Here is a 19,146-nt window from a genome sequence, read left to right as displayed (position 1 = left end):
CGCCTTATTCGGTGTAATGCGCGCTGGTCTTGGCGCGCACTTCCTCCGCCGTCACGCCGGGGGCCAGTTCAACCAACTTGAACGGACCGCTGTGATCCGGGCGGGCAAACACGGCCAGATCGGTTACGATCATGTCCACCACATTACGCCCCGTCAGCGGCAAGGTGCAGGAGGGGATGAACTTCGGGCTGCCATCCTTGGCGCAATGTTCCATCACGACGATGATCTTCTTGACGCCCGCGACCAGATCCATCGCACCGCCCATGCCCTTGATCATCTTGCCCGGAATCATCCAATTGGCGATGTCACCGCCTTCGGACACTTCCATCGCGCCAAGGACGGTCAGGTCGATATGCCCGCCACGGATCATGGCAAAGCTCTGCGCGCTGTCGAAATAGGCCGAATGGGGCAGTTCGCTGATCGTCTGCTTGCCCGCGTTGATGAGGTCAGCGTCTTCCTCGCCCTCATAGGGGAACGGGCCGATGCCCAGCATCCCGTTCTCGCTCTGCAGCGTCACGGTCAGCCCTTCAGGCACGTAATTGGCCACCAGCGTCGGAATGCCGATGCCAAGGTTCACATAAAAGCCGTCCTGAAGCTCACGCGCGGCGCGGGCGGCCATTTCATTGCGGGTCCATGCCATGGCTCAGGCCTCCTTCGGACGGGTGGTGCGGAATTCGATCTTCTTGTCATAACTGCCCAGCACGATGCGCTGAACATAGACGCCGGGCAGATGGATCGCGTCAGGGTCAAGCTGACCCGGCTCGACGATCTCCTCCACCTCGACCACGGTGATCTTGCCGGCGGTGGCGGCAGGCACGTTGAAATTGCGCGCCGTCTTGCGGAAAATCACATTGCCCGTCGTGTCGGCCTTCCAGCCCTTCACAATAGCAAGGTCGGCAAAAATGCCCTGCTCCAGCACATATTCCTGGCCGTCAAAGACCTTGGTTTCCTTGCCCTCGGCCACCAGCGTGCCCACGCCCGTCTTGGTGTAAAAGCCCGGAATGCCAGCCCCGCCCGCGCGCAGACGCTCGGCCAAGGTGCCCTGAGGCGTGAATTCCACCTCAAGCTCGCCCGCCAGATACTGCCGCTCAAACTCCTTGTTCTCGCCCACATAGGACGAGATCATCTTCTTGACCTGCCGCGTGCGCAGCAGCTTGCCGATGCCCTCATTGTCGATGCCCGCGTTGTTGCTGGCAAAGGTCAGATCCTTCACCCCGCTGGCCTGAATAGCATCCAGCAAACGCTCTGGAATGCCGCAAAGGCCAAAGCCCCCGCTGGCAATCAGCAAACCATCGCGCAACACCCCTTCCAGCGCCGCTTCTGCGCTGGGATAAACCTTGCTCGCCATACAGCTCCCTCTCTCTCGGGGTAAATTCCGGGGCGAGTGTATCGAAGGAAAATGATGCGTTCTAATGATAGTTTTTTTGGGGTATTAATAGAAGATGGTGATGTATTTTAAGGTGCCTCCGGCGGGCAAAGGGCGGGGCCCCTTAACAATCCCGATACTGTCAATGTCGCGCCATGGGTTCAGCGTTGCGTGAAACGGCCGCGCCGCAGGCTATAAACCGCTTCGCGGAAGGGCGCATTATGGCAAACCATGCGCCACCTCATAACGGGATTGCAAAGGGCCCCCGCCCTTTGCCCGCCGGAGGCAAAAGAGACCTAAAACATATGAACCGCATCGCCCTCTACCACCTCGAAACCTTGCTCTGGATCGCGCGCCTCGGCACCTTCGCGGCAGCGGCGGAAAGATTGAACACCACCCAACCCACCATCTCGGCCCGCGTGCGCGAACTGGAGGCGCAGATCGGCTATCCGCTGTTCCGGCGCGAGGGGCGGCGGATGCTGCTGACAGTGCGCGGGCGGCAATTGGTGCGCGATACCGAACCACTGTGGGCGGCACTCGAACGCACATTGGCGGCGGGCAATCTGGCAGGCGCGCGGGGCGTCGTGCGGATCGGCACCGGCGAGATCGCGGCAGCCTCCTGCCTGCCCGGTTTCGTGGCCGAGATTGAGCGCGACATGCCCGCCGTCACGCTGGACATCACGATCAGCCTGACCGCGCAATTGCTGCAGGATTTGTTGGGTGCAACCAGTGATCTGGTGTTTCTGGCCGGGCCGGCGGCCAGTCCGGGGTTGCAAACCGCCTCGATCGGTGCGGTGGCGCTGCAATGGCTCGCCTCGCCCACGACGGCTGACGCGATGCGCGATGGCGCGACGCCCCCGCTCTGGTCCCTGCCCCGCCAGTCGCCGCTGCACCAGGTCATGCTCGAAACCCTCTCGGGCGAGGCCCTGCCTGCGATCCGCACCTGCAACAACGCCCGGATGCTGATCGACATCATCGCGGCGGGGCAAGGCATGGCCCTGCTGCCCGAAACCATGACGCGCGAGGCGGTCGCGGGTGGGCGCCTGCAAGAGGTCTGGCCCCGGCCAAAACGCGGGATCGAGTTTCAGGCCGCGATCCGCGCGGAAGAGAGTGATCCGCTGGTGCTGGAACTGTTCAGGCGGGCGGCGGGCTTGCGGATTGATCCTCGGTAGTGGAGGAAAAGTTTGCCTCCGGCGGGCAAAGGGACTCGTCCCTTTGCAATCCCCATACTGTCCATGTTGCGTTATTGGTGCGGCGTTGCGTGAACTTGCCGCGCCGCAGGCTATAAAGCCGCTTCGCGGGTAGGCCTAAATCAATCCATGTAGCGCAACCCCATTAATGGGATTGTTAAGGGCCACCGCCCTTAACCCGCCGGAGGCATAAACCCTAAAAACAAAACCCTAAACCGCCCGCACCATCACCGTCACCGAAGCCATCCCATTATCGACAGCCTCGGGCTTATCAATCCGCACCCGCGCCCACAAAACCGACCCCATCCCAAGACAAGCCTCACCCAATTGCCGGGCAAAGCTCTCGATCAGGTCGATGTGGGTGCGTGCCAGCCGTTCCGCCGCCGCGCCAATGTCGCGGTAATCGACGGTTTGCTCCAGCCGGTCGATGACGCCCACGCCAAGGCCCAGTTCGGCGTAGATCACCAGCGGTTGCCGCCGCCCGATTTCGCCATGGTTGACGCCAACGGCGGCCATCACCTCGAAACCCGACAGACGCACCACCGTTTCGGCCACCTCATAGCCCGCAACAGGCGCGGGGCGCAAAGAGATCACACTTTCCATACACCCCGCCTCCTGTATCAGCCCGGAAAGACCACGGTGCGGTGGCCATTGAGGAACACGCGGTCCTCGAGATGCGCCTTGACCGCCTCGGCAAGGACGCGGCGTTCGATGTCGCGCCCCTTGCGGACAAGGTCTTCGGGAGCATGGGCGTGGCTGATGCTGCCCACGTCCTGCGCGATGATCGGGCCTTCGTCGAGGTCGGCGGTGACATAGTGCGCCGTTGCGCCGATCATCTTGACCCCGCGCTCATAGGCCTGATGATAGGGCTTGGCACCCTTGAAGCCAGGCAGGAACGAGTGGTGGATATTGATGCAGCGGCCCGACAGGAAGCCCGCCAGATCGTCGCTCAGAATCTGCATATAACGCGCCAGCACCACCAAATCGGCCCCCGTTTCGGTCACGATGGCCTTTATCTGCGCTTCCTGTTGCGCCTTCGTGTCCTTGGTGATCGGCAGATGATAGAACGGCAGATCGCCGATCAGACTGGTGGTGATATGCTTGCGGTCATGGTTGCAGATGATAGCCACCACATCCATGTCGATCTCGCCGATGCGCCAACGATAGAGCAGATCGCCAAGACAGTGGTCGAATTTGCTGACCATCAGCACGACCTTCTGCTTTTCGCCATGGACGCGCAGGCGCCAGTCCATCGCATGTTCGGTCGCCAGATCGCCGAAATGGGCACGCCATTCCTCGGCCGTATCACCCTGGGGCAAGGCAAAAATCACGCGCATGAAAAAACGGTCAGTCAGGCGGTCGTTGAACTGCTGGGCATCGAGAATGTTGCCGCCGCGTCCGGCCAGATAGCCCGCCACCTTGGCCACAAGGCCGGGCTGGTCCCCACAGGACAGGCTCAGCGTACAAACAGTGTCGTGGTCAGACGTGGTCACTTGCATTGATCCTTTCTCTCTCCCGCACGGCACCTTTTCGCACCGGCGCTTATTCCTTTTCGCAGCCGATCAGCCGCGCGATTTGCGATACGAGTTGATCCACGCCACGGTTTTTTCCAGCCCGCCAAACGGATAGAAATGCAACCGCACCGGTCCATGGCTTTCATTCAGCCCCTTGGCAAGCGCGTCAACCAGCTTGTCCGGCCCGGCGCTGCCCAGCAATTGCGTGATCGAAATGCCATATTTGGCCAGCACGCTGGCCGAGGCGCCAACGCCGCAGCGCGCGGCAAAGCGCATCAGGGTCTTGATCCCCGCCGGCCCCGGCACGCCGATGCGCACGGGCGCAACAATCCCGCGCTGGCGCAAGGCAGCGAGCCAATTGAGCGCCGCATCGGGATCGAACCCGAATTGCGTGACCACCAGCGGGGCCATGCCGCGCGCGTCGATCTCGACGCATTTGCGGGCCAGCACCTCCCAGCACTGCTCTTCGGTCATGTTGGGATGGCCTTCCGGATGTCCGCCCACGCCGATCGCCTTGATGCCCGCCTTTTCAAACAGGCCGGTGGCGATCAACTCGCTCGAATCATTATAAGGCCCAGCGGCATGTTCCGGGTCGCCCGCGATGACGAAGCAGCGGCGCACGCCCGCTTCCTGCACTACAGTGTTGAGATAATCCTCGAACTCGGCCTCGCTGGTGATCCGGCGAGCGGAGAAATGCGGCATCGGTTCAAAGCCCAGCGCGCGCACAGCCTTGGCAGCGGCGATTCGCGCAGGCGCTTCCTCGCCGGGCAGGAAGGTGACGGCGATGGGCGTTTCGGGCGGAATGGCGGGCGCCGCGGCGCGCAGCGAATCGACATCCTTGGCCGTAATTTCCAAGGAAAATCCGTCGGTAATGCCGTCCGGTGCGCGTTCCCAATTGGGGTGGATCTGCGAAATGGCCACCATGGTCCTCTGCCCTTTCTCTCTGGCGCCTGGCGATGGGGGCTTTCATGCCTGCTTCATCCCCGACGGTTATTTTGTATGCGACGCATACTAAAACGAAATGCGTGTAACTTGAAGTGTCCTCTAGCGCAGGGCGATAATTTCGTATAGATGAATTTTTCATGGACGAGAAAATTGTGGGATACGATGTCTGAAAACCTCCCATTGCTGCTGGTTCCCGGTCTGATCTGCGATTCGCGGGTCTTTGCCGCGCAATGTGCCGCCCTGCCGCAGGCCGTTGCGCTGCCTGGCTGGGGCGTGATGGATTCGCTGGGCGCGATGGCAGAAAGGTTGCTGGCGCAGGCGCCTGAACGCTTTGCCCTGCTGGGTCATTCGATGGGCGCGCGCGTGGCTCTGGAAGTCGCGCGCCGTGCGCCCGATCGAGTCGAACGCCTCGCACTGGTTTCCACCGGCACGCATCCTGTCGGCACGGGCGAGGCGGACAAACGCTATGCCCTGCGCGACAAGGGCCGTGCAGCCGGGATGGAGGCGCTGGTGGCCGACTGGCTACCGCCGATGATCGCGCCGGGCAATCGCCCCGCGCTGATCGGGCCGCTGACCGCCATGTGCCTTGAACAGGGCCTTTCCGCCTTTGAGGCGCAGATCGAGGCTCTGCTCTCGCGCCCCGCGCTTGAGGATTTCCTGCCCACGCTGACCATGCCGGTATTGTCCTGCACCGGCGCGCTGGACGTATGGAGCCCGCCCGAACAAGCCGCCGCCATTGCCGATGCCATCCCCTGCGCCGTGCTGGAAATCGTGCCCGAAGCGGGCCATTTCCTGCCCATCGAACGCCCGGAAGCCTTCACCCAGATCATCGCCCGCTGGCTGACCCAGCGCGCCTGAAAACCAAGATCCACATAAGGAGAGCAAGATGACCCAGAGCCTGCAAGACGTCCTCGATGCCAGCGGCGACATTGTCGAGCTGCTGCGCAACGCGCAGGTCGGCCCCAATGTCTATCCCGGTGTTCCGGCAGAATATTCTAACTGGCGCACCGAGCAGCAGGCTTGGGCCAAGACCGCCGTGCTGTTCAACCAGTCGTACCACATGGTCGATCTGGAAGTTTCGGGCCCCGATGCTTTCGCGATGCTCAACTATCTGGGCATCAACAGCTTCAAGGGTTTCGTGCCAGATCGCGCCAAGCAATTCGTGCCTGTCACGGCCGAAGGCTATGTCATCGGCGACGTGATCCTGTTCTACCTCGCTGAAAACCTGTTCAATCTGGTGGGCCGCGCGCCCACCATCGAATGGATCGAATATCACGCCCAGACCGGCAAGTGGGACGTCAAGGTCGAGCGCGACGAACGCTGGGCCATGCGCACCGACGGCAAGCGCAAGTCCTATCGCTTCCAGCTTCAGGGGCCCAACGCGATGGCCGTGCTGTCCAAGGCGCTGGGCTATCAGGCGCCGGACCTCAAGTTCTTCCACATGACCACGCTGGAATTCGGCGGCGCCAAGGTGCGCGCGCTGCGTCACGGCATGGCGGGCCAGCCGGGCTATGAACTGTTCGGCCCGTGGGAAGATTACGCCGCCGTCCATGGCGCGCTGGTCGATGCGGGCAAGGAATTTGGCCTGACGCTGTGCGGCGGCCGCACCTATTCGTCGAACACGCTGGAATCGGGCTGGATCCCCTCGCCGCTGCCCGCCACCTACACAGGCGAAGGCTCGAAGGGTTTCCGCGCATGGGCCAGCGCCAACTCCTATGAAGCCAAATGCTCGATCGGCGGTTCGTATGTGCCGGAAAGCATCGAAGGCTATTACCTGACCCCGTGGGATCTGGGCTATGGTCCGTTTGTGAAGTTCGACCATGACTTCATCGGTCGCGAGGCGCTGGAAGCCAAGGCCGCCGGCCCGCATCGCCGCAAGGTGACGCTGGCGCTGGACAATGAAGACGTGATGCGCGTCCAGTCCTCGGCGCTCTCGAAGGGCGACCGCGCCAAATTCATGGAATATCCCAGCGCGGTCTATGCCATGCACCCCTTCGATCAGGTGCTTCAGGACGGCAAGCTGGTCGGCCTGTCCACCTGGATCGGCTATACCGCCAATGAGGGCAAGTTCCTGACGCTGGCCATGGTGGACGAAAGCGTCGCCACACCCGGTACGCAGGTAACGCTGCTGTGGGGCGAACCCGATGGCGGCACGCGCAAGCCCACCGTCGAACGCCATGTCCAGACCGAGATCAAGGCCGTGGTCGCCTCGGTGCCCTATTCGGAAGTGGCGCGCGACGCCTATGCCGACAGCTGGCGCAACCGTCAGGCGTAATGCCTGAAGCCCCCGGCCCGCAAAGGCCGGGGGTTTTCCTTTTTAGCGCAAGACCCGGCCTGCCACCGCATCCAACCGCGCCAGCAAAGCCGGATCACGCTGCGCCGGGGCCGTGGCAAAGGCACCATCCAGCGCCCGGTCGATCGGGCTGGCCTCGCGGCTGTCGGGCAAGAGGCGCACCAGTTCGCGCACCGCCGCGCGGGCCAGCGCCGCATTGGCCTTCATCGTGGCAAAGACCTCATGGGCCTCAACGCCCGCTTCCTCATCACGCCATGCGTCATAATCGGTGACCATCGCCAGCATCGCATAGGGCAGCTCGGCCTCACGCGCCAAGCGCACTTCGGGAAAGCCGGTCATGCCGATCACATCGGCGCCCCAGCCGCGATACATCCGGCTTTCGGCGCGCGTGGAAAATTGCGGACCTTCGATGGCGATATAGGTGCCCTTGGGATGCACGGTGCCGCCCGCATGATGCGCCGAGAGCGCCAGCAGTTCGGCCAGACGCGGGCAAACCGGATCGGCCAGCGCCAGATGCGCGACCATCCCGCTGCCGAAAAAGCTGCGCGCGCGGCCCTCGGTGCGGTCGATCATCTGATCCACGCAAACGAAATGGCCCGGCGCAAATTCCTCTCGTAGCGACCCCACCGCCGAGAGCGAGATCAGATCGGTCACGCTGCAACGTTTCAGCACGTCGATGTTCGCACGGTAATTGACCTCGCTGGGCGGGATGGCATGGCCCGGCCCGTGGCGCGGCAAAAAGGTGAAGCGCACGCCGTCCAGCGTGCCGGTGGTAACGCTGCCGCTGGGCGCGCCAAAGGGGCTTTCGACGGTAATCTCCTGCGCGCCTTCAAGCCCGATCCCTTCGGCCAGACCCGATCCGCCAATCACCCCGATATGCCATGCGCTCATCGAATAAACTCCTGTGTCTTATGCGCTGCCTAGCCGATGCCGGGCGGCGCTGAAACCGCTTTTCGCTTCTCTTGCCAAGAGTTGCGCGCCCGTGCAGTCTGTAGCCGAAAGGAAATCCTCATGCTTTTGATTGGCCAGTTTGACAGCCCCTTTGTCCGCCGCGTCGGGATTGCGCTCAGGATTTACGGCATGGCTTTCGAACACAGCCCTTTTTCGGTGATGGGCGATGGCGACAAATTCGCCCATCTCAACCCGTTGAAGCGGGTGCCGACTTTGGTGCTCGACGATGGTGAAGTGCTGATCGAGAGCGGGGCGATCCTCGATTATCTCGACGAAGCCTATGACCGCGACAAAGCCCTGATCGCCGCTTCCGGCCCGGCCCGCCGCGCAGCGTTAAAGCGCATCGCCACGGCCACCTCGGTTGCCGACAAGGCGGTGGCCTATTTCTATACGCGGCGCTTTGGCGGCGAGGTCGATCCGTTTTTCACCCAGCGCAGCGAAGCGCAAATCCGCGACGGCATGGCCGCATTGAACGCCGAATGCGCCACGCGCGATGACGATTGGTGGCATGGCGATGCGCCGGGCCATGATGACATCGCCGTGGCCGTGGTCGCGCGCTTTGTGTCCGAGGCCTATGGCTGGCTGGTATCACTGGCCGATTATCCAGCCCTTGCCGCCCACAGCGCCCGCGCCGAGGCCCGCGCCGAATTTCAGGCGATCCAGCAGGAATTCATCCCGCCAAGCTGACGAAAAAGGGGGCCGGGATTTCACCCCCGGCCCCCTTTTTTTCACGCGACGTCGATATGCAGCGCGCCATCGCCCTCGTCGATATTCACCGTGCTGCCATCGGGCACCTCGCCCCCCAGCAGCTTTTCGGCCAGCGGGTCCTGCAAATAGCGCTGGACCGCCCGCTTCAGAGGCCGCGCGCCATAGACCGGATCATAGCCCACCCGGCCCAGCCAGCGCTTGGCCGCCTCGGTCATGGCCAGCGTGATCTTGCGATCTTTCAGCAGCTTCTGCACCCGGCCCACCTGAATATCGACGATGGGCGCCATATGTTCATGGCCAAGCCGATGGAAGAGGATGATCTCGTCCAGCCGGTTGAGGAATTCGGGCCGGAAATGGCCGCGCACCACCTCCATCACTTGCGGCTCCACGCTTTCCACATCGCCGCCCTCGGGCAGATTAGCCAGATACTGGCTGCCAAGGTTGCTGGTCAGGATGATAAGCGTGTTGGTGAAATCCACCACGCGCCCCTGCCCGTCGGTCAGACGGCCATCGTCAAGCACCTGAAGCAGCACGTTGAACACATCGCTGTGGGCCTTTTCCACCTCGTCGAACAGCACGACCTGATAGGGCCGCCGCCGCACCGCCTCGGTCAGCACCCCGCCTTCATCATAGCCGACATAGCCCGGAGGGGCGCCGATCAGGCGCGAAACGGCGTGCTTCTCCATGAACTCACTCATGTCGATGCGCACCATCGCGCTGTCATCGTCGAACAGGAACCCGGCCAGCGCCTTGGTCAACTCGGTCTTGCCCACGCCCGTCGGGCCAAGGAAGAGGAAGCTGCCCAGCGGGCGGTTGGGGTCCTGCAAACCGGCGCGGGCGCGGCGAACAGCCTTGGAGACGGCCACGACCGCATCCTTCTGGCCGATCACACGCTGACCGATCACTTCTTCCATGCGCAGCAGCTTTTCCCGCTCTCCTTCCAGCATGCGGTCAACCGGCACGCCGGTCCATTTGCTGACCACACCGGCAATGTCATCGGCGGTCACTTCCTCGCGCAACATGGCGTTTTGCGCCTGAGACTGCGCCTCGGAAAGCTGACGCTCCAGGTCGGGGATGCGGCCATAGGACAGCTCGCCCGCGCGGGCCAGATCGCCCTTGCGCTGCGCCTGTTCCAACTCGATGCGGGCTGCATCAAGCTGCTCCTTGATCTTACCCTCGGCGGCGATCTTGTCGCGCTCGTTCTGCCAACGGGTGGTCAGCTCAGCCGACTTCTGCTCAGCATTGGCCAGTTCCTCGCGCAGAGCAGCCAGCCGATCCTTCGATGCCTGATCCGATTCCTTGGCCAGCGCCATTTCCTCGATCTTGAGCTGGATGATGCGCCGGTCGAGGTTTTCGATTTCCTCCGGCTTGCTCTCCACCTCCATGCGGATGCGGCTTGCGGCCTCATCCATCAGGTCGATGGCCTTGTCGGGCAGGAAACGGTCGGCAATATAGCGGTTCGACAGGGTGGCCGCCGCGACAATCGCATTATCCGCAATCCGCACGCCATGGTGCAGCTCGTATTTCTCCTTCAATCCGCGCAGGATCGAGATCGTGTCCTCCACCGTCGGTTCGCCCACGAAAACGGGCTGGAACCGGCGCTGCAAGGCAGGGTCCTTCTCGACATACTTTTGGTATTCATCCAGCGTGGTCGCGCCGATGCAATGCAATTCACCGCGCGCCAGGGCGGGCTTGAGCAGATTGCCCGCGTCCATCGCGCCTTCGCTTTTGCCAGCCCCGATCAGCGTGTGCATCTCGTCGATGAACAGGATGATCTCGCCTTCCGCGCCTTTCACCTCGTCCAGAACCGCCTTCAGACGTTCCTCGAACTCGCCGCGATATTTGGCGCCCGCGATCAGGCTGCCCATGTCGAGCGCCATCAACCGGCGATGCTTGAGGCTGTCGGGCACGTCGCCATTGGCAATGCGCAACGCGAGGCCTTCGGCAATCGCGGTCTTGCCCACGCCCGGTTCGCCGATCAGCGCAGGGTTGTTCTTGGTGCGGCGGGCGAGGATCTGCACCGTGCGGCGGATTTCCTCGTCGCGCCCGATGACGGGGTCGAGCTTGCCGTCCTTGGCCGCCTGCGTCAGATCGCGGGCATATTTCTTCATCGCGTCATAGGCGTTTTCCGCGCCCGCGCTGTCCGCCGTGCGCCCGCCGCGCAGGGCCGTGATCGCGGCCTCCAGCGCCTGCGGCGTGACATTGGCGGCCTTGAGCGCCTGTCCCGCCGCCGTGGTCGTGGCCAGAGCCAGCGCGACAAGGATGCGCTCTACGGTGACGAAACTGTCGCCCGATTTGGTGGCGATCTGCTCCGCGCTGTCCAGCACGCGCACGGCATCATTGTCGAGGCCGGGCTGCGCCTGCGCGCCCGATCCCGACACCGCCGGGATCTTGCTCAAGGCCTTGTCCAGTTCGGCGCCGGCAATCGCCGGGTTGCCACCGGCGCGCTGCAACAGCCCGCTGGCCATGCCCTCGCTGTCCTCCAGCAGGGCCTTGAGAATATGTTCCGCCGTGATGCGCTGATGGTTCAGGCGGATCGCCAAGGTTTGCGAGGCTTGCAGGAAACCCTTGGCGCGGTCAGTAAACTTTTCGAGGTTCATGGGGTCGGTTCCTCCGTTGCCTCACAAGGTAGTGTGACAAAATCGCCACACAAGCCCTTGCAACAAGAATTTACCGCCCCATGTTCCCCGGTTCTTTGATCTCAGGCAACCCGGATGGGCGATGAGAGAGATCATCGCCCAACGAACGCTCAAACGCCGCGCGGGCTTACTTGGGATTATTTGGCAGCCTTGGCCGACCCCGAGGCATAAGTATCGCCAAAGAAATCGCCCTTGAACCACAGCGGCGGCGTGTTGCCATCGGCCATGGCGCGGGTGATGCGATAATTGGCCTCGGCAAAGCGGGCGCCCGCACGCCAGTCCCACGCCTGATTCATGTCGTCACCCGGCTGGTGATAGGTCTTGGCCAGAAACGCCTCATTGGCCGCCGCCCCGCCATTGGCATAGCCCGTGGCCAGAAACACCGCCGGCACGCCTTTGCGCACAAAGCGATAGTGGTCTGAGCGCACAAAGATCGTTTCAGCCGGAATTGGATCGGGCGCAAGGCTCACCTGCATCGGCCGCACCGCCGCCGCCACAATCGGCCCCAGCGTCGAATGATCCGCTCCATAGGCCACCACATCGGTAAACGGATAGAGCAACACCGGCATGTCCAGATCGACATTGCCGACAATGCTGGCGGCCGGAACCGTGGGATGGTTGGCGTAATAATCGGCGCCCAGCAGGCCCTTTTCCTCCGCCGTCGAAATCAGGAACACCACCGAGCGGCGCGGCCCCTGCTTATCCTCGGAAAGCACGCGGGCGACCTCCAGCGTGGTCGCGCTGCCTGCGGCATTATCCATCGCGCCATTGTAAATGCGGTCCTTATCCGGCGCATCGCCCGGCTTGGCCACGCCCACACCAAGGTGATCGAGATGGCCTGAGAGCACCACGGTCTGATCCTTCAGATCGCCGCCGGGCAGCATGGCCACGATGTTCGGGCTGGTCACGCGCTCGGACTTGCTGCTGACGAAAGCGCGCAAGGAGGTCTTGAGTTCAAAGCTCTTGGGCCGCCCGCCGACCTTGTCCGCCTCGGCGCGGATCTGCGCCAGTGTGCGGGGCGCCCCCGCCAGCAGCGCAACGGCGGCCTCATCGCTGATCGACCCGGCCATGCGGATGCCAGGCGCAGCCTCATTGGCCTTGCCGTCCTCGCCCACCCAGGCATAGCTGGGATAGAAGGCATATTGCAGCGCCCGCTCCCAGGGCCGCGCCCGCGCCGAAATATTGGTGGCCAGTGTGATCACGCCGATTGCGCCATGCGCCTGCGCCATCTGCGCCTTGGTGGCCGAGAGATGCGCGCCCTCCTCGCTGGCCATGCCCGCCGGATAGCCGCGCAGCACGACCACGATCTTGCCCTTTACATCCAGCCCCTTGTAATCGTTGATGCCCAGCAGATCATTGTCGACGCCATAGCCGACGAACACCAGCGGCGCGGAAATATCCAGCTTGGGCTCATTGGCGCTGGCGCTGATCATCACCTGCTTGCCATGCTCAAAGCTGACCTTGCCCTTGGGTCCGGTGATTTCCATCCCCGCCGGGCCATCGGCATACGAGGTCTTTTGGAAGGTGATGCGCTGCAACCAGCCGCGCTTGCCGTCGGGGCCGATGTCGCCCATCGGCGTCAGGCCCAGCGAGGCAAAGCGCTGCGCCACAAAACGCGCGGCAATCTCATGGCCCCGGCTGCCCACATCGCGCCCTTCAAGCAGATCATCGGCCAGAAAAGCAATGTCGGACCGGATGCGCTGGGCCGAAAAACGCGGATCGAGCGGCAGGTCGGCTTCGGCGCGGACAGGCGCCTCGGCTTTGACCGCAGGCTTGGCGGCAACCGGCGCCCCGGCCTCTTCATACATAGCCTCGGTGGCCTCGACCGATTCAATGGCATGGGCCGGGCTGATCATCATCAACGCGGGGATCAGACAGGCGGAAAACTTGGCAACAGAGGGCATGTATCTCTCTTTTACGGAAACTGACATGCGTGTCAGCATAGGGGGCGGTCTTGCGACAGACAAGCACCGGTGCACCAAACCATTGCGCATAAAAATGCCATTAAAAATCAATAATGAAAACCAGTATTTAACCTTAAGACGACCAGTTGGGCGGGTTCGTCCCGTTTCATCCTCCCTCGGAGATACCCTTAAATGACCATTCTTTCCGCCGTCCGCCGGACGCTTGCGGCAACCGCAGTCATGGCCACATCACCCGCCATGGCGGCATCGCCGCGCATCGATTATCAAAATCCCGACATGGAGGTCTATGCTGGCCCGATCGTAGGCTATGACAGCGTGATCGGCAGCGATTCGACCACCTCCCTCGGCCGCAGCGGCGTAGCCTTTGGCGGCGTGGTGGGCGTGGACACCAGCACGGGGGAGCGCAGCCGTCTCGGCTTTGAAGTCGAAGTGATGGGCAGCTCGGCAGCCCTTCGCGAGACGATGGCCGGGGTTGGCTCTCTCAAGGTCGGCGTAGGCCGCGACATCTTTGTCGGCGCCAAATTCGGCTATATGGTCGCCCCGCATCTGCTCACTTATGCCAAGGCGGGCTATTCCAATGCGCTGGGCACGCTTGATGTGGCCGATGCCACGGGCGCCAATATCTATCACGGCAGCACGACGATGGACGGCATCCGCGTCGGGGTCGGCACCGAATATATGCTCAACAAAGTGCGTATGCGCCTCGAATATCGCTATACCAACTATGGCGAACTTACCCTCAACGGCGCCAAGACCGGCGTCAGCTTCGACCGCCATCAGGTGGTTGCAGGCATGATCTACGGCTTCTGAATGCTCTTCCCTTCCTGACGCGCGGTTCATCCTTGCGACAGGAAGGGGATGAAACTACCCATGGTGCATTCCATTGACGGGAAACACCATGCGACACCAGATTTCCGCGCCGCTGCTGGCACTTGCCCTAGCCCTCTCCGCCCAGCCCGCCTCTGCTCAAGCCCCATCGACCACGCCGCCCACCACGCCTTTGGCCGAACTGGTGAAGAAGGTCGATATTCCCTATGAGAGCTTCAAGCTGGCCAATGGGCTGACGGTTCTGGTCCATACCGACCGCAAGGCGCCGATCATCGGCGTCACCACCTATTTCCGCGTCGGGTCCAAGCATGAGCCGCGCGGCAAGACCGGCTTTGCCCATCTCTACGAGCATCTGTTCTTTGGCGGCAGCGAGAATGTGGCCAATTTCGACGTGCCGCTAGAGGCCGCCGGTTCGACCAGCACCAATGGCAGCACATGGTACGACCGCACCAATTATGTCGAAACCGTGCCGACTGGCGCCTTGCCGCTGGCGCTGTTCCTCGAAAGCGACCGCATGGGCCATCTGCTGGGGGCGGTGACGCAGGACAAGCTGGATAAGCAGCGCGGCGTGGTGCAAAATGAAAAGCGGCAGGGCGATAATCAGCCCTATGGCCTCTTGCGCTATGCCGAAACCGATGGCCTATTTCCCATCGGCCACCCCTATCGCCACCAGACCATCGGCTCGATGGCCGACCTTGATGCGGCCAGCCTTTCGGACGTGCGCCACTGGTTCACCGACCACTATGGGCCGAACAATGCCGTGCTGGTGCTGACGGGCGACATTGACGCAGCCAGCGCGCGGCCTCTGGTGGAAAAGTATTTTGGCGACATTCCCGCCGGGCCGGTGGTGAAACCTGTTGTGGCCGGGCCGGTGACGCTCAAGGCCCCCAAGCGGGTCGAAATGCAGGACAAGGTGGCCACCACGCGGATCATGCGGATCTGGTCCGGGCCGGGGCTGAATGACAAGGACGCCGCCGCGCTGGATTTGGGCATGAGCGTGCTGGGCGGGCTGGCCTCCTCGCGGCTCGACAATGCGCTGGTGCGGGGCAAGCAGGTGGCCGTGTCGGTCAGCGCCGAATTCGAGACGCATGAACAGGTCGGCTTCCTTGAAATCTCGATGGATGTGAAACCGGGTGTGCCCCGCGCCAAGGCCGAGGCGGCGCTGGACGCGGAAATCGCGCGCTTCCTGGCCACCGGGCCGAATGCCGATGAGGTAAAGCGGGCGGCCACGCGCTCTGTCTCGGCGGAGATCGGCGCTTTGGAGGTTGTCGGCGGCTTTGGCGGCAAGGGCTCGACGCTGGCCGAGGGCCTGATGTATTCGGGCGATCCGGCGCAGTATAAGAAGGATCTGGCCGAGTTGGCCGCACTGACCCCCGCAGCGATCAAGGCGGCTACGGCGCGCTGGATGAAGCGGCCCGTGCTGGCCATTGCCGTAACCCCGGGTGAGCGCAAACAGAAGGGCGAGTTGCTGGGCGGTTGGGGCGATGAGGCCACCCGTCCCGCGCCCAAGCCCGACGCCAAAGCCCCCGTGCCCCCCGTGCCGCAATCGCCCCCGCGCGCCACGCCCGAGGTGGCCCCGGTGGGCGAACTGGCCTTCCCCTCGGTCGAACATGCCACGCTGTCCAACGGGATGCCGGTGACGCTGGCGCGGCGCACGGCGGTGCCCAAGGTGCTGGTCAGCATCGGTTTTGACGCGGGGATTGCGGCGGATTCGCAGAACACACCCGGCACGCAGGGGCTGATGCTCTCGATGCTGAAGGAAGGCACGGTCAAGGACGCCACCGGCGGCGTGAACCGCAGCGCGGTGCAGGTGCTGGAGGAAGAGGAACGGCTGGGCGCGAGCATCGAGACGGGCAGCAGTCTGGATACCAGTTCGATCACGCTTTCGGCGCTCTCGACCAATCTGGCGCCCTCGCTCTCGCTGATGACGGACGTGCTGCTGCACCCCGCCTTTGCGCCTGCCGAAGTGGCGCGGGTCAAGGATCAGCGTCTGGCCGCGTTGGCCCAGACCATGGCCAATCCGCGCGGTGTGGCGCTGCGCGCGATCAATCCTCTGCTGTTCGGGCCAAACCACCCTTATGGCCATGCCTCCGATGGCTTGGGCAATGCGGCGTCCTTGAAGGCGCTGACCTCGCAGGATCTGCGCGCCGCGCATGACCAGTGGCTGCGCCCCGATCTGGCCCGTGTGACCGTAGTGGGCGATATCACAATGGCTGAATTGCTGCCCCGGTTGGAGGCGGCGCTGGGCGTATGGAAGGCTCCGGCAGGCGCAAAGCCGACCAAGGCGTTGAACGCCGCGCTGCCCACGGTGCGCCCGCGCATCGTGCTGATCGACCGGCCCGGTTCGCCCCAGTCGATGATCGTGGCGGGCAAGGTGCTGGCCATCGACGGGCGCGCGCCTGGGCAGGAAGCGCTCGATCTGGCCAATGAAGTGCTGGGCGGCGGGTTCCTCTCGCGCCTCAACCTCGACATCCGTGAGGAAAAGGCTTGGTCCTACGGCGTCTCGACCGCCGTGCGCCAGCCTCTGGGCGCGCGCAGCATGATCCTGTTCGCCCCGGTCCAGACCGACCGCACCGGAGATTCGATCAAGGCCATGATCGCCGACATGAAAGCGTTTCCGGGGGCCAAACCCGTCACCGCCGAGGAATTGCAGCGCGTGACCGACGGCAACATCCGCGGTCTGCCCAACAAGTTTGAAACCAATGGGCAGGTGCTGGGCGCAATTGCCGCCAATGAGCGGCTGGGGCGGCCCGATGATTACTATCGCAAGCTGCCCGCCCTCTATCGCGGCATCGACGCCAAGGCGCTGGAGGCCAAGGCGGCGGAATATCTGCAACCCGAGGGCCTGACCTTTGTCGTCGTGGGCGACAAGGCCAAGGTTGAAGCGCAGTTGAAGGATGTGGGGTTGCCGGTGGAGGTGTCGGCGGGCAAGTAAGTTTGCCTCCGGCGGGCAAAGGGACTCGGTCCCTTTGCAATCCCATTATGGGGTGGTGCCTCGGCTTGGCCGGGGCGCTGATACGCAAGCCGATTAAAATTAAAGCCTGCGGCGCCAGCTAATCGGCGCCGCAGGCTTTTTCAATTCAAACGCCGCGCCATTCAACCTCAGTCGAACTTACAGCGCAAAGCATACAGTATGGGGATTGTTAAGGGCCAAAGCCCTTAACCCGCCGGAGGCATCCCCTTTGCTTCACCCAGCCAAAGCCTTCTTCAGCAGCTCATTGATGATCTGCGGATTGGCCTTGCCCTGCATCGCCTTCATGGTCTGACCGACGAAGAAACCGAAGAGGGCCTCCTTGCCGCCGCGATACTGCTCGACCTTGTCGGCATTCTTGGTCAGGATTTCGGCAATCACCGCCTCAATCGCGCCGGTGTCGGAGTTCTGCTTCAACCCTTCGCGCTCGACGATCACGCCGGCGGCATCGCCGGTTTCCAGCATCTTTTCCAGCACCTGCTTGGCGATGGAGCCGGAGATCGTGCCATTGCCGACCAGCGCGAGGAGTTCGGCCGCACCTTCGGGGCTGATCGGGCTGGAGGACAGATCCTTCCCCAGCTTATTCAAAGCCCCGAAAAATTCCGACAGCAGCCAGTTGGCGGCCTGCTTGGCCACATCGGCTTCAGGCTTGTTCTGGGCCGACGCCGTAGCCGCCAGCAGTGCCTCGAACCAGCGCGCCGTATCGACATCGTTGGTCAGCACGCCCGCATTATAGGCCGACAGGCCTAGCCCATCGACATAGCGTGCGCGCTTGGCATCAGGCAGTTCAGGCAACGAGGCGCGGCATTCCTCAAGGAAGGCATCGTCGAGCACAAGCGGCAACAGGTCGGGATCGGGAAAGTAGCGATAGTCATGCGCATCTTCCTTCGACCGCATCGAGCGCGTCTCGTTCTTGTCCGGATCATAGAGGCGCGTTTCCTGCACCACCTTGCCCCCGTCCTCGATCAGCGCGACCTGACGCTTGGCTTCCGATTCCACCACGGCCATTACGAAGCGCACCGAATTGACGTTCTTGGTTTCGGTGCGCGTGCCGAATTCATCGCCCGGACGGCGCACCGAGACATTGACGTCCGCGCGCATCGAGCCCTGATCCATATTGCCGTCGCACGAACCCACGTAGCGAACAATCTGGCGCAGCTTCGACAGGTAAGCCCCTGCTTCGGCGGGCGAACGCATGTCGGGACGGCTGACAATTTCCATCAGCGCCACGCCACTGCGGTTCAGGTCGACATAGGACATCGTCGGGTGCTGATCATGCATCAGCTTGCCCGCGTCCTGCTCGACGTGAATGCGCTCGATGCCGATGACCTTGGGCTCGGGGATCCCCGCTTTCTCATCCGCCTCAATGGTCAGCGATCCCTCGCCCACCAGCGGATGATAGAGCTGGCTGATCTGATAGCCCTGCGGCAAATCGGCATAGAAGTAGTTCTTGCGGTCAAAACGCGACCACTTGTTGATCGCCGCCTCAATCGCCATGCCGGTGCGCACCGCCTGACGGATGCACTCCATGTTCGGCACGGGCAACATGCCGGGCATCGCCGCGTCCACCAGGGACACCTGGCTGTTCGGCTCTGCGCCAAAGGCCGTCGCGCTGCCCGAAAACAGCTTGGCGTTGCTGGTGACCTGCGCATGGACCTCAAGGCCGATCACGACCTCCCATTCGCCCGTTGCGCCCTGAATGCGATAGGTTGATTCAGTCATTGTCTGTCGGTCCACTCTTGGAGCGAGAGAACAGCCGATGCCGTCCCTTCGCCCCCTCATCTTTTAGCCGCTTCGCCCGTTGCCGACGCGGCGC

At 63.0% G+C, this 19,146-nt stretch carries 15 protein-coding genes; 6 read left to right on the top strand and 9 right to left on the bottom strand.

Annotated features, from left to right (window positions below; translation table 11 throughout):
- Positions 1 to 4: 4 nt before the first annotated feature.
- Both FHW96_RS13325 and FHW96_RS13320 read right to left on the bottom strand, forming a co-directional pair.
- Positions 5 to 640 (bottom strand): CoA transferase subunit B, encoded by a 636-nt coding sequence (locus tag FHW96_RS13325; protein WP_172341079.1) that lies wholly within the window; start codon positions 638 to 640, stop codon positions 5 to 7.
- A 3-nt stretch (positions 641 to 643) separates the two neighbouring features.
- The gene (locus FHW96_RS13320) at positions 644 to 1,348 is read right to left on the bottom strand and encodes a CoA transferase subunit A (protein ID WP_172341078.1); all 705 of its coding nucleotides are present in this window, start codon (positions 1,346 to 1,348) and stop codon (positions 644 to 646) included.
- Between the two features lie 323 nt (positions 1,349 to 1,671).
- On the opposite strand from FHW96_RS13320, the gene FHW96_RS13315 reads away from it, so the two are divergent.
- The gene (locus FHW96_RS13315; RefSeq protein WP_172341077.1) at positions 1,672 to 2,538 is read left to right on the top strand and encodes a LysR family transcriptional regulator; all 867 of its coding nucleotides are present in this window, start codon (positions 1,672 to 1,674) and stop codon (positions 2,536 to 2,538) included.
- A gap of 228 nt (positions 2,539 to 2,766) precedes the next feature.
- On the opposite strand, the gene FHW96_RS13310 is transcribed toward FHW96_RS13315, so the two are convergent.
- From FHW96_RS13310 to FHW96_RS13300, 3 genes are all read right to left on the bottom strand, one after another.
- Entirely contained in the window at positions 2,767 to 3,159 is a 393-nt protein-coding gene (locus FHW96_RS13310; RefSeq protein WP_172341076.1) for a dihydroneopterin aldolase, read from the bottom strand.
- 17 nt (positions 3,160 to 3,176) lie between these two features.
- Complete coding sequence (gene purU, locus FHW96_RS13305; protein ID WP_371815714.1) at positions 3,177 to 4,049, bottom strand: formyltetrahydrofolate deformylase; 873 nt, start codon at positions 4,047 to 4,049, stop codon at positions 3,177 to 3,179.
- A 69-nt stretch (positions 4,050 to 4,118) separates the two neighbouring features.
- Positions 4,119 to 4,994, bottom strand: a complete 876-nt coding sequence (locus FHW96_RS13300; RefSeq protein ID WP_172341074.1) for a methylenetetrahydrofolate reductase — start codon at positions 4,992 to 4,994, stop codon at positions 4,119 to 4,121.
- 183 nt (positions 4,995 to 5,177) lie between these two features.
- On the opposite strand from FHW96_RS13300, the gene FHW96_RS13295 reads away from it, so the two are divergent.
- Positions 5,178 to 5,873, top strand: coding sequence for an alpha/beta fold hydrolase (locus FHW96_RS13295; RefSeq protein ID WP_172341073.1), 696 nt, complete (start codon positions 5,178 to 5,180; stop codon positions 5,871 to 5,873).
- Between the two features lie 28 nt (positions 5,874 to 5,901).
- Positions 5,902 to 7,290 carry an aminomethyl transferase family protein gene (locus FHW96_RS13290; protein ID WP_172341072.1) on the top strand — a complete coding sequence of 463 codons (1,389 nt, stop codon included), beginning with the start codon at positions 5,902 to 5,904 and terminating at the stop codon, positions 7,288 to 7,290.
- Between the two features lie 42 nt (positions 7,291 to 7,332).
- Here FHW96_RS13290 and mtnP read toward each other — a convergent pair whose 3' ends face one another.
- Positions 7,333 to 8,199 (bottom strand): S-methyl-5'-thioadenosine phosphorylase, encoded by an 867-nt coding sequence (gene mtnP, locus FHW96_RS13285; protein ID WP_172341071.1) that lies wholly within the window; start codon positions 8,197 to 8,199, stop codon positions 7,333 to 7,335.
- A gap of 120 nt (positions 8,200 to 8,319) precedes the next feature.
- Here mtnP and FHW96_RS13280 point away from each other — a divergent pair, with 120 nt between their 5' ends.
- The gene (locus FHW96_RS13280; protein ID WP_172341070.1) at positions 8,320 to 8,946 is read left to right on the top strand and encodes a glutathione S-transferase family protein; all 627 of its coding nucleotides are present in this window, start codon (positions 8,320 to 8,322) and stop codon (positions 8,944 to 8,946) included.
- 41 nt (positions 8,947 to 8,987) lie between these two features.
- Here FHW96_RS13280 and clpB read toward each other — a convergent pair whose 3' ends face one another.
- Positions 8,988 to 11,567 (bottom strand): ATP-dependent chaperone ClpB, encoded by a 2,580-nt coding sequence (gene clpB / locus FHW96_RS13275; RefSeq protein WP_172341069.1) that lies wholly within the window; start codon positions 11,565 to 11,567, stop codon positions 8,988 to 8,990.
- 176 nt (positions 11,568 to 11,743) lie between these two features.
- Complete coding sequence (locus FHW96_RS13270) at positions 11,744 to 13,510, bottom strand: M28 family metallopeptidase (RefSeq protein WP_253950945.1); 1,767 nt, start codon at positions 13,508 to 13,510, stop codon at positions 11,744 to 11,746.
- Positions 13,511 to 13,750: 240 nt separating this feature from the next.
- Here FHW96_RS13270 and FHW96_RS13265 point away from each other — a divergent pair, with 240 nt between their 5' ends.
- Positions 13,751 to 14,341 carry an outer membrane protein gene (locus FHW96_RS13265; RefSeq protein WP_172341068.1) on the top strand — a complete coding sequence of 197 codons (591 nt, stop codon included), beginning with the start codon at positions 13,751 to 13,753 and terminating at the stop codon, positions 14,339 to 14,341.
- A gap of 88 nt (positions 14,342 to 14,429) precedes the next feature.
- Positions 14,430 to 17,294, top strand: coding sequence for a pitrilysin family protein (locus tag FHW96_RS13260; RefSeq protein WP_172341067.1), 2,865 nt, complete (start codon positions 14,430 to 14,432; stop codon positions 17,292 to 17,294).
- A gap of 252 nt (positions 17,295 to 17,546) precedes the next feature.
- On the opposite strand, the gene gatB is transcribed toward FHW96_RS13260, so the two are convergent.
- A complete protein-coding gene (gene gatB / locus FHW96_RS13255) occupies positions 17,547 to 19,052 on the bottom strand; it encodes an Asp-tRNA(Asn)/Glu-tRNA(Gln) amidotransferase subunit GatB (RefSeq protein ID WP_172341066.1) in 1,506 nt (501 codons plus the stop codon).
- Positions 19,053 to 19,146: the final 94 nt, after the last annotated feature.

Source organism: Novosphingobium sp. SG751A (assembly GCF_013149295.1).
Classification (GTDB): domain Bacteria; phylum Pseudomonadota; class Alphaproteobacteria; order Sphingomonadales; family Sphingomonadaceae; genus Novosphingobium.
Note: the sequence above shows the minus strand (reverse complement) of the source record. Positions and strands in the feature narration are given on the sequence as shown.